Raw genomic sequence first — 14,811 nt, forward strand, 5'->3', positions numbered from 1 at the left:
AGTGTCTACGTCAACTCGAGGCTACTTCTCTCCCACTGGTCAGAACCGCCCCACTGTGTGCCGCCAGCAGAAACGAATCGCCCTCTGCGCCGGAGGTTTCTTCGGTGGACAGCAGCAGCGTTCCCCGCGCACCAGCCAAACGCACAGAAGAAGAGCTGAAGTTCAGCAGCACCTCCACGGACCCCCGGCGGAAACGCAGCCAGCAGGCGTCGTCGTCGAACTCAACGTGGGTCTCGGCGAAGCCCAGCCCGGCCAGGTCCGGGTAAGCGCGGCGAAGCGCCGTCAGCGACCGGTAGAGCGACAGGAGCCGCGCATGGTCGCCCGTGGTTGCCTCAGTCCAGTCGAGTTTGGAGCGGCGGAACGTTTCGGGATCCTGCGGATCGGGCACGACGGCGGGATCCCACCCCATGCGTTCGAACTCACGGATCCGGCCCTCCGCCGTCGCCTTGCCAAGCTCAGGCTCGGGGTGCGAGGTGAAGAACTGCCACGGAGTGGTGGCGCCGTATTCCTCGCCCATAAACAGCATGGGCGTGAACGGCGAGGTCAGCGTCAGCACCGCAGCCACGGCCAACGGCCCGTACGGAAGGAACTGCGACAGCCTGTCCCCCGTTGCCCGATTGCCGATCTGGTCGTGGTTCTGGTTGCACACCACCAGGGCGGCGGGGTGAACCAGGGAGGTGTTGATGGGACGGCCGTGATGGCGTCCGCGGAAGCTGGAGTAGCTGCCATCGTGCAGAAACCCGTCGCTGAGGACCTTGGCCAGCACGGCCAGGGACACGAAGTCGCCGTAATAGCCCGCGGTTTCCCCGCTGACGTTGACGTGCACCGCATGGTGGAAGTCGTCGCTCCACTGCCCGGCAAGGCCGTAGCCGTTGGCGTCCCGCGGATAGAGCAGCCGCGGGTTGTTCAGGTCCGATTCGGCGATGAGGGTCTTGGGCAAACCGGTCTCCGCGGCAATCGCGTCGCCCAGCGCCCCAAGTTCCTCCAGGAGATGCACCGCGCGCTCGTCCCGCAGCGCATGGACCGCATCCAGGCGCAGGCCGTCCACGTGGTAGTCGCGCAGCCACAGGGCGGCGTTGGCCAGGATGTATTCACGCACGACGTCGGAGCCTGGGGCGTCGAGGTTGACCGAGTCCCCCCACGTATTGGCATCGCCGTGCTTGAGGTACGGGCCGAACCGGGACAGATAGTTGCCACTGGGGCCCAGGTGGTTGTAGACAACGTCCTGGATCACGCCCATGCCGGATGCGTGGGCGGCGTCCACAAACCGCTGGTAAGCGGCCGGCCCGCCGTAGCCTTCGTGGACCGCAAACCACTGGACGCCGTCGTACCCCCAGTTGTGGGTGCCGTTGAACCCGTTGACCGGCAGCAGCTCCACAAAATCGACGCCGAGGTCCGCCAGGTAGCCAAGCTTGCCGGCCGCCGCGTCCAGAGTGCCCTCCGGCGTGAAGGTTCCCACATGGAGTTCGTAGATGACCGAGCCGCGCAGTTCCTTCCCGGCCCATCCAGCGTCCTGCCAGTTGTGGGAGCCGGGATCATACGTGCAGGACAGGGCATGGACGCCGTCCGGGAGGCGGCGGGACCGGGGGTCCGGCAGCGGGTGGGTGTCGCCGTCGAGCAGGTAGCCGTAGGTTACGTCGGCGTCCCCGGGGGCGTCCGGCGCGGACCACCAGCCGTCTGCACCGGGGGCTCCGGCCACCTGTTTCATAGCGTACTGCTGCCCGTTAGCGAGCAGCGAAACCGCCGCAACGTCCGGCGCCCAGACGTCGAACCGGCCGGAACCGTGGTGCGTCAGGCTCATGCGTTCTCTCCGTTCACGGGCACCAGCAACGCCACAGGGTAGGTCTGGAGGATGCCGGCCACCGGCACCTGGCCGGGACCGTATGTCCGGCCTGTGAGTTGGTCCCGCAGAGCGCTGGAAAGTTCGACGGCGGTGTCCCGCCATCCGCCGGCACGTTCCAGTCCGAAGGGAAGCCGGGTGGCGAACGTCAGTGCGCCGCCGCGGTCGAAGGCCACCAGGTGGTCGGCGGCTGCCCCGGACGCCGCCAAGGGCTCGTAACCCCGGAACAGGTCCGGCCGGTCCCGGCGGAGACGCAGCGCCCGGGATGTCACCAGCAGTTTGACGGCCTCGTCTTGGAAGTCCGCGGGACGAGCGCCGCCGTCCAGCCCCGCCAGGGCGGCAACACGGCGGTCGAAATCAACCGGGCGCCGATTGTCGGGGTCTGCCAGCGAACGGTCCCAGAATTCCGTACCCTGGTAAACGTCCGGGACCCCCGGCATGGTCAGCTGGAGCAGCTTCAGCGAGAGCGAGTTGACCGCGCAGTAAGGAGCCAGGGAGTCCACGAACCCGGTGACCAGGGCGTTGACGGCGTCGTCGTCGAAAACCGCGTCCACGGCCTTCATCAACGCGGCTTCGAAGGTGGTGTCCGGGTCCGTCCACGTGGTGGAGTTCCCGGCTTCCCGGGCAGCCTTTTCGGCGTAGCCGCGCAGCCGTTCCCGGCTGGCGGGCCAGGCCCCCACCACCGCCTGCCACAGCAACGCGGACAACGGACCGTCAGGCAACGGCGCGGCCGCACGCAGCGCCGTCAGCAGCTCTGCCCACTCCGGCACCCGCTCGGCGATCACCGAAATCCGCGCCCGGGTGTCCTCGCTGCGCTTGGTGTCGTGGGTGGTCAGGGTGGTCATGGACAGCGGCAGGGTGGCCTGCCTCTCCGCCATCCGCTGGTGGAACTCGTCGGTTGTTAACGAGAAGTGGGCCGGGTCAGCGCCCACCTCCGTGAGCGTTCCCAGCCGGGTGTAGCGATAGAAGGCAGTGTCCTCGACACCCTTGGCCATCACCATCCCGGAGGTCTGCTGGAACCGGCGGCCCAGTTCCGTTTCCGGTTTCAGCAGCAGGGGCAGGAGGACGTCCAACGCGTCGGCCAGGTCCGGGCGCGACTCCGCCGCTGCCACGCAGGCGCCGCGGAGCACGTCCTCGCCGGTAGGCAGGTAGGTGCGGTACACCGGGAAGGCCGCGATGACCTGCGCCAGCGCATCGGCCGAGCTGTCGGCAGACAGGCCCGCATCGGAAGGCACCAGACGAGCCAGCCGCAGGATTTCGGAGCGCAGCATGCCGTCCGCCACGGCCCGCTTGGTCCCAAGGATCATGGCCGCATAGTCCGCCAATTCCCCGGACCGCAGCTGTGCATCCAGCGCGTCCAAACCAGCCTCCCCCGCCGGATCCACCAGGACACGGTCCAGGTCGGCCAGGGCGTCATATCCGGTAGTGCCTTCGCAGGCGAATTCCGGCGGCAACTCCTCCCCCGGTTCCAGGATCTTCTCCACCAGGACGTACGCCCCGCCGCTGAGTTCCTTCAGCCGGTGCGAGTAGCCCACCGGATCGGCCAGGCCGTCAGGATGGTCCACGCGCAGCCCGTCCACCAGGCCTTCAGTAAACCAGCGGTGCACTTCGGCATGCGCCTGATCGAAAACCCAGGGGTCTTCCACACGGATGCCCGCCAGACTGTTGACGGCGAAGAACCGCCGATAGTTCAGCTCGCTGTCCGCCCGGCGCCAGGAGATCAGTTCGTAGTGCTGCCGGTCATGCACAGCCTGCGGCGAATCGCCCTCGGTGTAGGAGCCGACTGCCAGTGGAAAGCGGTGATCGTAATAGCGCAGTTCACCGTCCCTGATTTCCAGCCGGGCAACGTCGTCATCGCTGCCCAGCACCGGAATCCGGAGCCGTCCGCCGCCAAAGTCCCAGTCGACGTCGAACGCTGCCGCGTAGGGCGAGCCGCGGCCCTCCTGCAGCAGCGACCACCACCACGGGTTCTGCACGGGCGTGGCTACGCCTACGTGGTTGGGAACGATGTCCACCAGCACCCCCATGCCGTGGGCACGCGCAGCCTCGGAGAGTGCCAGCAGGCCCTCGGGCCCGCCGCGCTCGGGATCAACCGCCGACGGATCCGTCACGTCATAGCCGTGGTCAGAACCTTGCGCGGCCGTCAGGATGGGCGAGAGATACACCCAGTCAACGCCCAGTGATTTCAGGTACGGAACCGTGGCGGCCGCATCAAACAGCGTGAAGCTGCTCCGGATCTGGAGCCGGTAGGTGGACGCCGGGACCTTCACTTGGCTGCCCCCTCTGGCGTGCTGACCTTCTTCGTTTTCTTGGGTTCCGGCACGGTTGGCGTGCTCAGGGCGGCGGTTTCCGCGGTAGAGGTCTGCGACAGGGCTGCGAGCGACGCGGCCACGGAGTGGTCCGGTTCCGTCTCCTCCACCGTGTGGGCGCGGAGCACCACCAGGGACTTGGCATCCACCGGCAAGGCCTCACCGGCTTTGACGGGTTCCGTGTCGGCATTGTGGCCCGCGGTGTCGATGATGATGTCCCATGCCGGCGCGTACTCGTCATTCGGAAGAGTGAACTCAACCATGTCGTCATGGGCATTGAAGTAGAGAAGGAAGTTCACGTCCGTGATCCGGCGGCCGCGGAGGTCCTTGCCCTGGATGCCGTCGCCGTTGAGGAACACACCAACTGAGCGGCCGAAACCACTGTCCCAGTCTTCAGGCTTCATGGTGTCGCCGCCGACGTCCAGCCATGCGATGTCGGGCAGACGTTCGCCTTCGCCCCGCAGGACGGGGCGGCCGTCGAAGAACCTGCTCCGGCGGAACGTGGGGTGCTTGGCACGGAGCGCGTTGACGGCCGCCGTGAATTCAATCAGTGGCTGGTCGATGTTCTCCCAGTTGATCCAGGTCAGCTCCGAATCCTGGCAGTAGCCGTTGTTGTTGCCCTGCTGCGTGCGTCCCAGTTCGTCACCGTGGAGCAGCATGGGCACGCCCTGGGAGAGCAGAAGGGAGGCGATGAAGTTCCGCTGCTGGCGGGCGCGCATGCCCAGGACAGCAGGATCGTCGGTGGGGCCCTCGGCGCCGCAGTTCCACGAACGGTTGTGGGATTCGCCGTCGTTGTTGTCCTCGCCGTTGGCGTCGTTGTGCTTCTCGTTGTAGGAGACCAGGTCCGCAAGCGTGAAGCCGTCGTGCGCGGTGACGAAGTTGATCGAAGCTACCGGGCGGCGGCCGGAATGCTCATACAGGTCAGCGGAGCCGGTAATGCGGGAAGCGAATTCGCCCAGCGTGGCCGGTTCGCCGCGCCAGAAGTCCCGGACGGTGTCGCGGTACTTGCCGTTCCACTCGGTCCACTGCGGCGGGAAGTTGCCCACCTGGTAGCCGCCGGGGCCAACGTCCCAGGGCTCGGCAATCAGTTTGACCTGGGAAACCACCGGATCCTGCTGGATGAGTTCGAAGAACGTGGAGAGCTTGTCCACGTCATAGAACTCACGGGCAAGGGTGGAGGCGAGGTCGAAGCGGAAGCCGTCCACGTGCATTTCGGTGACCCAGTACCGCAGCGAGTCCATCAGCAGCTGCAGGGAATGGGGCTGGCGGACGTTGAGCGAGTTACCGGTGCCCGTGTAGTCCATGTAGTGCTTCTCGTCGCCCTCCATGAGGCGATAGTAGGACTGGTTGTCGATGCCCTTGAAGGACAGGGTGGGGCCCAGATGGTTGCCTTCGGCGGTGTGGTTGTAGACCACGTCCAGGATCACTTCGATGCCGGCCCGGTGCAGCGACCGGACCATGGCCTTGAAGTCCTGGACCTGCTGGCCCGTGTCGCCGGTGGAGCTGTAGGTGTTCTGCGGGGCGAAGAAGCCGATGGTGTTGTAGCCCCAGTAGTTGTTCAGGCCCTTGTCCTGCAGGGTGCCGTCATTTACGAACTGGTGCACCGGCATCAGTTCGATGGCGGTGACGCCCAGCTTCTGGAGGTGGGCGATGACCGACGGGTGCGCCACCCCGGCGTACGTGCCGCGCTGCTCCTCCGGGATCTCGGGGTGGAGCTGGGTGAGGCCCTTGACGTGGGCCTCGTAAATGACGGACTTGTGGTACGGGACGCGCAGGTTCTGGTCTCCGTCCCAGTCGAAGAACGGGTTGATGACCACACCCATCATCATGTGCGCCGCGGAGTCATCGTTGTTGATGGTGTCCGGCTCTTCGCCCAGGTTGTAGGTGAACAGGGCCGGGTCCCAGTCGATCTGCCCGTGCACGGCTTTGGCGTACGGGTCCAGGAGGAGCTTGTTCGGGTTGAACCGGTTCCCGGAGGCGGGGTCATAGGGTCCGTGGACGCGGTAGCCGTATTTCTGGCCGGGCTGGATCTGTGGGAGGTAGCAGTGCCACACGTAGCCGTCCACCTCATCGAGCCCGAACCGCGTTTCCACGCCGTCGTCATCGAAGAGGCACAGCTCAACCTTTTCGGCGCGTTCGCTGAACAGCGCGAAGTTAGTGCCGGTCCCGTCAAAAGTGGCGCCAAGCGGATAAGCCGATCCGGGCCAGATTTCCATGCGTGCTCCTCATTGTTATTCGACAGCAGGGGCCCGCGAAACATCGCCGCACCACCCCGGCCGGTACAGAACCTATGCCTACGGTAGCGGGTGGGTGTGACTATTACGTTTCCGGACCCCGTGTTTACTAAGCACGCTGACTTTACCCCAAACCTCTGGTATGGCGTCCGCAATCCGCCCTGCGCTTAACGGTCCCCCGGCGGCTGCGGCAGTACCTGCGAGGCCGTGGAGGCTTGCCCCGAGGGCTGCAATCGCCGCCCAGCGCTCGTCCGGATCGATGCCCGCGTCACGGAAGCGCCCGACGTCGGACCCCGCCTGGGCGAGCAGCGCACCGATGATTCCCGCCAGGACGTCGCCGCTCCCGGCGGTGGCGAGCCACGGCGTGCCGTCGGCCTGGCTGTAGAAGTCCTGGAAGGGCGAGGCCACCAGCGTGGTGGCACCCTTGAGCAGGACGGTGGCCTCGGTCAGCACGGCGGCGTGCCGGACGGCGCCTAATGTGTTGGCCTCCACGGCGGACCGGTCATACTCAGCGCCGAGCCGTCCCAGGAGGGACGCCAGTTCGCCGGCGTGCGGGGTCAGCACCACGTGCGGCCCCAGGACGTCGGGCAGGGACGGCAGCGCACCGGCGTCGGCAATCACTGGCAGGCCGGACCCCACGGCGTCCCGGGCGCGCTGGAGCTGATCCGAGTCGCCAGGGCCCATGCCCGAACCCACCAGCCACGCCTGGACGTGGGTGTCCGCCACGGAGCCGGTGCTGCAGACCACCTCGGGGCAGGCCTGCCGGACCAGGCCGGCCACCTCCGGCGGGCCGAGGTAGCGGACCATACCCGCGCCGGCGGCAAGCGCACCGCGGCACGCGAGCACTGCGGCGCCGGGATAGCCGGCCGAGCCGGCAACAACGCCCAGGACCCCGCGGGAGTACTTGTGCGACCGTCTGCCGGGCCGTGGCAGCAGACGCGACAGGTCAGGCGGCCCCAGCCGGCGCAGGGCGGGCCACGGCAGCTCGTCCTCAATGCCGATGGGCACCACCTGAACGCGGCCCGCGTGATCGGCGCCCGGGTCTGCGAGCAGGCCCACCTTGGCGGCGCCGAATGTTACGGTCAGGTCCGCGGGCAGCACCGGCGCATGGGCTTCCCCGGTATCGGCGTCCACGCCACTGGGGATGTCGCAGGCCACCACAAGTCCAGGGCCGCCGGAACGCCCCTCCAGAAGAGCGCCCATCAGTGCTCCGCCGGCTCCCCGCAGCCCGCCCTGGGCGCCCGTCCCCAGGACAGCATCAATGACGACGTCGGCACTTGCCGTTTCAGCCGCCAGCTGGCTGACATTCGCTTCGGTGAGCAGATACACGCGCCCGCCGGCGCGTTCAAAAGCGGCCAGCGCCTCGGGGTGCGCCGCCCCGGCGGTGAGCACCGCCGTCGTCCGCATGCCCCGGGCGGCCAGGAATGACGCGGCGAAGAGTCCGTCTCCCCCGTTGTTGCCCTTGCCCGCGAGGACGGCCACGCTGGCGCCGTAGAGCCGCCAGCCGCGGGCCTGCAGCTCGTGGACTATGGCGTTGGCGAGCCCGTAGGAAGCGCGCTGCATCAGGACGCCGCCCATGCCGGCCGCCAGGAGTGGCTGTTCGGCCGCCCTGATCTGGGTTCCGGTGTAGGCGCTGATCATCGTGTCAGGACCGTTGGCGTCTCAGCCGTTGCGGTTCTCAGCCTTCGGCGAGGACCGTGGCGGTGGCGATCCCGCCGTCGTGGCTCATGGACACGTGCCAGCGCTTGACGCCCTTGGACTCGGCCACCGCAAGGACGGTGCCCTTGACCTGGATGGTGGGGCCGTGCTGGTCCAGGCCGATCCAGCAGTCCTGCCAGTTCATGCCGGCCGGCGCACCAAGAACCTTGGCCACGGCCTCCTTGGCGGCGAACCGTGCGGCCAGGGACCGGGTGTTCAACTCGCGTTCCGCAGGGACGAACAGCCGGTCCCGGAGGCCGGGGGTGCGCTCGAGTTGGCGGCCGAACCGCTCAATGTCTACAACGTCTACGCCAATGCCAACAATCATGGCACTACTCTACGGTGACGCTCTTGGCGAGGTTGCGCGGCTGGTCCACGTCGTAGCCCTTGGCCGAGGCGAGGGCCAGGGCGAAGATCTGCAGCGGGACCGTGCTGAGCAGCGGTGCCAGGAGGGTGTCGGTTGCGGGGATGTAGAAGACGTGCTCGGCGTAGGCCTTCACGGCTTCGTCGCCTTCCTCGGCGATGACGATGGTCTTGGCGCCGCGGGCCCGGACTTCCTGGATGTTGGAGACCACCTTGGCGTGCAGCGAGTCGCGGCCGCGCGGGGACGGGACCACCACAAAGACGGGCTGGCCTTCCTCGATCAGCGCGATGGGGCCGTGCTTGAGCTCACCGGCGGCGAACCCTTCAGCGTGGATGTACGCGAGCTCCTTGAGCTTGAGCGCACCTTCCATCGCGACCGGGTAGCCGACGTGGCGGCCCAGGAACAGCACGGACTTCGCATCGGCCATGGACTTGCCGAGGTCCTTGATCGGGCCCTCGTTGTCCAGGATGGTCTGGATCTTGGCGGGGATCTTGTTCAGGTCCGCGAGGATGTCCTTGATCTCGCCCTGGAACTTGTTCCCGCGCAGCTGAGCAAGGTACAGGCCCAACAGGTACGCGGCGGTGATCTGCGCCAGGAACGCCTTCGTGGAAGCCACCGCGATTTCCGGGCCGGCGTGGGTGTAGAGCACGGCGTCAGATTCACGCGGGATGGTGGAGCCGTTGGTGTTGCAGATGGACACCGTCTTTGCGCCCTGTTCCTTGGCGTAGCGGACAGCCATCAGGGTGTCCATGGTCTCGCCGGACTGGGAGATGGAGACGATCAGGGTGTTCGCGTCCACGATCGGGTCGCGGTAACGGAACTCGTGGGAGAGCTCCACCTCGGTGGCGATCCGGCACCAGCGCTCAATGGCGTACTTGGCCACCTGCCCGGCATAGGCGGACGTGCCGCAGGCCAGCACAATGATCTTGTTGACACTCTTGAGCAGCTCCGGATCGATCCGCAGCTCATCCAGGGTCAGCCGGCCGTCGAGGTCGGAACGGCCCAGCAGGGTCTTGGCCACGGCGTCCGGCTGGTCATGGATTTCCTTCTCCATGAAGGACGGGAAGCCGCCCTTTTCCGCCGATTCCGGATCCCAGTCAACGTGGTACTCCTTGCCCTCGGCCGGGGCACCAAAGAAGTCAGTGATTTCCACGGAGTCGGCGGTGATGGTGACAATCTGGTCCTGGCCCAGCTCCACCGCGCGGCGGGTGTAGTCAATGAACCCGGACACGTCCGAGCCCAGGAAGTTTTCGCCCTCGCCCAGGCCAACCACCAGCGGCGAGTTGCGGCGGGCAGCCACCACCACGTCGGGCTGGTCGGCGTGGACGGCGAGGAGGGTGAACGCACCCTCGAGGCTCTGGCAGGCGAGCTGCATGGCCTTCGTCAGGCCGCCGTCGGACACATCCCCGTTGAGTTTGGTGCGGAAGATATCGCCCAGCAGCACGGCCGCGACTTCGGTGTCCGTCTCGGACTCGAACGTGTAGCCCTTCTCCACCAGGTCCAGCTTCAGCTCGGCAAAGTTCTCGATGATGCCGTTGTGAATCAGGGCCAGCTTGCCGCCGTCGGCCAGGTGCGGGTGCGCGTTCTGGTCCGTGGGGCCGCCGTGCGTGGCCCAGCGCGTGTGGCCGATCCCGGTCAGCGTCTCCGGCAGCGGGTGCTCCTCCAGCTCGGCCAGGAGATTGCTCAGCTTGCCGGACTTCTTCCGGGACTGGATGGACCCCTCAGAGACCACCGCCACCCCTGCAGAGTCATAACCCCGGTACTCGAGGCGGCGCAATCCCTCAAGGACCACATCCAACGCACTGTGACCGGCATTGCCACGGCCAGCAGAATGGCCCACATATCCAACGATTCCACACATGCGCACCAGCCTATCGGCAGGCGGGAGGAGATTTAAACTTTCGCCGCCGCATTTCGCTCTCAGCCGCGGGAGGGGCAGAATCTCTAACGTGACTTTGCAACGCAACGAAGCGAACGGCGAGGGTGTCTCCCCGTTCGTTGAGCTGGACCGGCAGACCTGGTCCCGGCTCGCCGCCCAGATGGAGCAGCCCCTTAACGAAGAGGACATTGTGCGACTGCGTGGCCTCGGCGATCCCCTGGACATGAAGGAGGTCCGCGAGGTCTACCTGCCGCTGTCCCGGCTCCTGCACCTGTATGTGGAGGCCGCCGGCCAGCTGCATTCGGCCACCACCACGTTCCTGGGCGAGAAGACGCAGCGCACCCCGTTTGTCATCGGCGTGGCCGGATCGGTGGCTGTGGGCAAGTCCACCATTGCGCGGGTGCTCCGGGAGATGTTGCGGCGCTGGCCCGGGACACCGAACGTTGAGCTGATCACCACGGACGGGTTCCTCTATCCCCTGGCCGAGCTCCAGCGGCGCCAGCTGCTGGACCGGAAAGGTTTTCCCGAGTCCTACGACCGCCGGGCGCTGCTGCGCTTTGTCAGCGAGGTCAAGGGCGGCGCGGAGGAGGTCCGGGCCCCGTGGTACTCGCATGTCACCTATGACATCCTGCCGGACAAGGAAGTGGTGGTCCGCCGCCCGGACGTACTGATTGTGGAGGGCCTGAACGTGCTGGCCCCGGCCCGCCCGCGGCATGACGGCCGGCAGGGCCTGGCCGTGAGCGACTTCTTCGACTTCTCCATCTATGTGGACGCCAAGACCGCTTATATCGAGGAGTGGTATGTGGAGCGGTTCCGGCGGCTTCAGAGCACGGCGTTCGCGCAGCCGGAGTCCTACTTCCACCGCTACGCATCGCTGTCCCCCACCGAAGCGGAGAGCACCGCCCGGGATATCTGGAAGCGCATCAACGAGCCCAACCTGGAGGAAAACGTCCTCCCCACCCGTGGCCGCGCCCAGCTGGTGCTGACCAAGGACGCGGATCACTCCATCCGCCGTATGCTCCTGCGGAAGGTTTAACCCAGGTGTGCCATGACTGCGTGGCAGGCCGTCGTACGGCGGGGGCCAGCCGGCGGTCCTTCGCCCGCTTCCTCGCCGCCGGAGCCGGACTGACTGTTCTGGCAGCGTGCACGCCGGTGGCACCCGAGACGGTGGCGCCGTCGTCCTCCCCCGTTCCCGCGGTGACGTCCGCGTCCGGCGTCCCCGCAGTGGAAAGTACGACGGCGGCAGCTGCGCCGAGTGCGCAGGTTCCTGTTTCGCCGTCAGCAGCTGCGGCGTTGCCGCGGCAGTTCTCGCTGACGGATCCGGCGAGCCCCTGGGTGGTGGTGAACAAACACCGCCCGCTCTCGCCGGCGGACTATGCCCCGGCGGACCTTGTCCGGCCCAACGTGAACTTGGCTGTATCCGGCGAGGCGGCCCTGCTGAACAGCCCGACGGCGGCTGCCGCAGAAACGATGTTCGCCGCCGCCGCGCAGGATGGCGTGGTGATGACGCTGGCGAGCGGCTACCGCTCGTATGGCACGCAGGTGGTGACGTACAACGGCTATGTGGCGGCCCGCGGCCAGGCGGATGCCGACACCGCCAGTGCCCGGCCCGGCTACTCGGAGCACCAGACCGGGTGGGCCCTCGACATTGGCGACGGCGGCGGGGCCTGCGGCTTCGATTCCTGCTTCGCCGATCAGCCGGCCGCGGTGTGGGCGAAAGCGAACGGCCACCGCTTCGGCTTTGTGGTGCGCTATCCGTTGATGTTCCACCCGATCACCGGCTACTACTACGAGCCGTGGCACCTGCGGTACATCGGCGTGGAGGCCGCCACGGACATGGCGAACCGCGGCATCGTCACTCTTGAGGAGTACTTCGGGGTGGAAGCGGCGCCTGGGTACGCCTGACCGCAACCGGTGCGTATGTAGTTCCTGACACGGTGGCAGGAATTTACAGGTTTAGTCATGTCCGGCTTACCTTGGTGCGCTAGTTTTGGGTTCTATGTTGACAGGATTCAAGAACTTCATTTTGAAGGGCAACGTCGTAGACCTTGCCGCCGCCGTCGTGATGGGTGCCGCATTCGGCGCCGTCGTGACCTCAATTGTCGAGGGCCTCCTCACACCGCTGATCGGCCGTCTGTTCAGTGCCAAAGGGATTGCAGAAATGCAGTGGGAGGGATTCATGTATGGATCCGTCATCTCCTCTATCATTTCCTTCTTGCTGGTGTCCGCCGCCGTCTACTTCGTGGTCATCATGCCGATGAACCACATGATCGAGCGCCGCAACCGCAGGCTCGGCATCAACCCGGACGTCAAGGAAGTGGCCGCGGAGGATCCGCAGATCGCCCTGCTCACCGAAATCCGCGACTCGCTGCAGAACCGGGTACTCTGAGTTTCGCCTGGGCACTAACCACGTGTGGCCCGCTTCCTGACGGAGGCGGGCCACAGTTGTTAGAAGTCTGGGTCAGTCGGTGACGAGTTCGAGCGCGAGCTCTGTGCGGACCACCTGTGCGAGCCGCTCCGCGATGGATTCGGCCGTGGCTTCGTCCCCGGCCTCCACCATGACGCGGACTACAGGCTCCGTTCCTGACGGCCGGAGCAGGACGCGTCCGGTGTCGCCCAACTCTGCTTCGGCGACGGTGACTGCCTGCGCGAGTGTTGCGGACCTGTTCACGCGGCTGCGGTCAACGCCCTTGACGTTGATGAGGACCTGCGGGAGCTTGGTCATCACGGCAGCAAGTTCCTTCAGCGACTTGCCGGTCAGCGCGATCTGCGCGGCCAGCTGCAGTCCGGTGAGGACGCCGTCGCCGGTGGTGGCGTAATCGGAGAAGATGACATGTCCGGACTGTTCGCCGCCGAGGTTGTAGCCGCCGTCGCGCATACCCTCGAGGACATAGCGGTCCCCCACTGCCGTTTCGCGGATGCTGATGCCAGCCTCGCGGAGCGCGATCTTGAGGCCGAGGTTGCTCATGACGGTGGCGACCAGAACGTCGTCGATCAACTTGCCTGAGGCCTTGAGTGCCACGGCCAGAATCGCCATGATCTGGTCGCCGTCCACCTCGTTGCCTTCGTGGTCCACGGCGAGGCAGCGATCGGCGTCGCCGTCGTGGGCAATACCGAGGTCGGCTTTGTTCTTGATCACGGCGGCCTTGAGCTGGCCCAGGTGCGTGGAGCCCACGCCGTCGTTGATGTTGTGGCCGTCCGGTTCCGCGCCGATGACGACGATGTCAGCTCCGGCGTCCCTGAAGACCTGGGGCGAGCATCCGCTGGCGGCACCGTGGGCGCAGTCCAGGACAACCTTGAGCCCGTCCAAGCGGTGCGGCAGCGTGCCCAGCAGGTGGACGATGTAGCGGTCCTCGGCGTCCGAGAAGCGCTGGATGCGGCCCACGTCAGCTCCGACGGGCCGGGTGGGCTCCTTGCTCATCTGTTGCTCGATGGCGTCTTCAACCTCGTCAGGCAGCTTCTGGCCGCCACGGGCGAAGAACTTGATGCCGTTATCCGGAGCAGGGTTGTGCGACGCGGAGATCATCACGCCGAAGTCAGCGTCGAGATCAGCCACGAGGTAGGCAGCGGCCGGCGTCGGGAGGACTCCGGCGTCGTAAACGTCAATGCCTGAGCTGGAGAGCCCCGCCTCAACGGCCGCGGCGATGAACTCGCCGCTCGCGCGGGGGTCACGCGCCACCACGGCGCGGGGCCGGGTCCCGTTGGTATTACGGTCATGCCCGAGCACGACGGCGGCTGCCTGGGCAAGCTGCATGGCGAGCTCCGCCGTCAACAGGCCGTTAGCCAGGCCCCGGACTCCATCTGTTCCAAATAATCTAGACATCGGGGTCAAGTCTAGGGGATGAGGGGTTCAGGGCTTGAAATGACTGGTCAGGTGGACTGTCCGCTCGTCATAAGAAGCGAAGTTAACGGCAGAAGCCCGCCCCGCCAATGGCGGGACGGGCTTCTATGCAAGCGGATTTAGCGCTTGGAGTACTGCTGAGCCTTGCGGGCCTTCTTGAGACCGGCTTTCTTACGCTCGATGACGCGGGCGTCACGGCGCAGGTAACCGGCCTTCTTCAGGGTGGCGCGGTTGTTCTCGGTGTCGATCTCGTTCAAGGAACGGGCGATGCCGAGGCGCAGTGCACCGGCCTGGCCGGAGATGCCGCCACCGTGGATACGGGCGATGACGTCGTAGGCGCCGTCAAGATCAAGGATCTTGAAGGGCTCGTTGACGTCCTGCTGGTGGAGCTTGTTCGGGAAGTAGTTGTCCAGCGCGCGGCCGTTGATGGTCCACTTGCCGGACCCCGGCACAACGCGGACGCGGGCAACAGCTTCCTTGCGGCGGCCAACAGCAGCGCCGGCAACGGTCAGGGCCGGACGCTCCTTCTTCGGCGCAGCAGCTTCGGCAGCTCCGCTTTCAGAGGTGTAGCTGGTCAGGGTTTCCTCAGCCTCAACGGCTTCGGTGGTCTCTTCGTTCTGAGCCACGGTTCTCCTTGTATAGATAA

The 14,811-nt window shown here is 66.4% G+C and carries 11 protein-coding genes; 3 read left to right on the plus strand and 8 right to left on the minus strand.

Annotated elements, in window-relative coordinates:
- Positions 1-10: 10 nt before the first annotated feature.
- From treZ to glmS, 6 genes are all read right to left on the minus strand, one after another.
- Positions 11-1,801 carry a malto-oligosyltrehalose trehalohydrolase gene (gene treZ / locus ABIB27_RS04180; RefSeq protein WP_354215512.1) on the minus strand — a complete coding sequence of 597 codons (1,791 nt, stop codon included), beginning with the start codon at positions 1,799-1,801 and terminating at the stop codon, positions 11-13.
- Complete coding sequence (treY, locus tag ABIB27_RS04185; RefSeq protein WP_354215513.1) at positions 1,798-4,110, minus strand: malto-oligosyltrehalose synthase; 2,313 nt, start codon at positions 4,108-4,110, stop codon at positions 1,798-1,800. Before treY ends, treZ begins: the two co-directional genes overlap by 4 nt.
- A complete protein-coding gene (gene glgX / locus ABIB27_RS04190) occupies positions 4,107-6,365 on the minus strand; it encodes a glycogen debranching protein GlgX (protein ID WP_354215514.1) in 2,259 nt (752 codons plus the stop codon). Before glgX ends, treY begins: the two co-directional genes overlap by 4 nt.
- 78 nt (positions 6,366-6,443) lie before the next feature.
- Positions 6,444-8,024 (minus strand): NAD(P)H-hydrate epimerase, encoded by a 1,581-nt coding sequence (locus tag ABIB27_RS04195; protein WP_354215515.1) that lies wholly within the window; start codon positions 8,022-8,024, stop codon positions 6,444-6,446.
- A gap of 37 nt (positions 8,025-8,061) precedes the next feature.
- The gene (locus tag ABIB27_RS04200) at positions 8,062-8,409 is read right to left on the minus strand and encodes a holo-ACP synthase (protein WP_056344245.1); all 348 of its coding nucleotides are present in this window, start codon (positions 8,407-8,409) and stop codon (positions 8,062-8,064) included.
- 4 nt (positions 8,410-8,413) lie between these two features.
- Positions 8,414-10,306: a glutamine--fructose-6-phosphate transaminase (isomerizing) gene (glmS, locus tag ABIB27_RS04205; protein WP_354215516.1), complete on the minus strand. Its 1,893-nt coding sequence runs from the start codon at positions 10,304-10,306 to the stop codon at positions 8,414-8,416.
- Positions 10,307-10,385: 79 nt separating this feature from the next.
- Between glmS and coaA the strand changes: the two genes are divergently transcribed.
- The 3 genes from coaA to mscL all read left to right on the plus strand — a co-directional run bounded on the left by coaA (position 10,386) and on the right by mscL (position 12,713).
- Complete coding sequence (coaA, locus tag ABIB27_RS04210; protein WP_502909113.1) at positions 10,386-11,360, plus strand: type I pantothenate kinase; 975 nt, start codon at positions 10,386-10,388, stop codon at positions 11,358-11,360.
- Between the two features lie 5 nt (positions 11,361-11,365).
- Positions 11,366-12,229 carry a M15 family metallopeptidase gene (locus ABIB27_RS04215; protein ID WP_354215518.1) on the plus strand — a complete coding sequence of 288 codons (864 nt, stop codon included), beginning with the start codon at positions 11,366-11,368 and terminating at the stop codon, positions 12,227-12,229.
- A 94-nt stretch (positions 12,230-12,323) separates the two neighbouring features.
- Positions 12,324-12,713, plus strand: coding sequence for a large conductance mechanosensitive channel protein MscL (mscL, locus tag ABIB27_RS04220; RefSeq protein WP_354215519.1), 390 nt, complete (start codon positions 12,324-12,326; stop codon positions 12,711-12,713).
- Between the two features lie 72 nt (positions 12,714-12,785).
- On the opposite strand, the gene glmM is transcribed toward mscL, so the two are convergent.
- Both glmM and rpsI read right to left on the minus strand, forming a co-directional pair.
- Positions 12,786-14,147 carry a phosphoglucosamine mutase gene (glmM, locus tag ABIB27_RS04225; protein ID WP_354253549.1) on the minus strand — a complete coding sequence of 454 codons (1,362 nt, stop codon included), beginning with the start codon at positions 14,145-14,147 and terminating at the stop codon, positions 12,786-12,788.
- Between the two features lie 137 nt (positions 14,148-14,284).
- A complete protein-coding gene (rpsI, locus tag ABIB27_RS04230) occupies positions 14,285-14,791 on the minus strand; it encodes a 30S ribosomal protein S9 (RefSeq protein WP_354215521.1) in 507 nt (168 codons plus the stop codon).
- Positions 14,792-14,811: the final 20 nt, after the last annotated feature.

Source organism: Arthrobacter sp. UYEF21, assembly GCF_040546085.1.
GTDB lineage: Bacteria > Actinomycetota > Actinomycetes > Actinomycetales > Micrococcaceae > Arthrobacter.

Excerpts from the sequence above, each read along its gene's own strand:
- treZ (WP_354215512.1), bottom strand. The coding sequence starts at position 1,801 with ATGAGCCTGACGCACCACGGTTCCGGCCGGTTCGACGTCTGGGCGCCG.
- glgX (WP_354215514.1), bottom strand. The coding sequence starts at position 6,365 with ATGGAAATCTGGCCCGGATCGGCTTATCCGCTTGGCGCCACTTTTGAC.
- mscL (WP_354215519.1), top strand. The coding sequence starts at position 12,324 with ATGTTGACAGGATTCAAGAACTTCATTTTGAAGGGCAACGTCGTAGAC.
- ABIB27_RS04195 (WP_354215515.1), bottom strand. The coding sequence starts at position 8,024 with ATGATCAGCGCCTACACCGGAACCCAGATCAGGGCGGCCGAACAGCCA.
- ABIB27_RS04200 (WP_056344245.1), bottom strand. The coding sequence starts at position 8,409 with ATGATTGTTGGCATTGGCGTAGACGTTGTAGACATTGAGCGGTTCGGC.
- glmS (WP_354215516.1), bottom strand. The coding sequence starts at position 10,306 with ATGTGTGGAATCGTTGGATATGTGGGCCATTCTGCTGGCCGTGGCAAT.
- glmM (WP_354253549.1), bottom strand. The coding sequence starts at position 14,147 with ATGTCTAGATTATTTGGAACAGATGGAGTCCGGGGCCTGGCTAACGGC.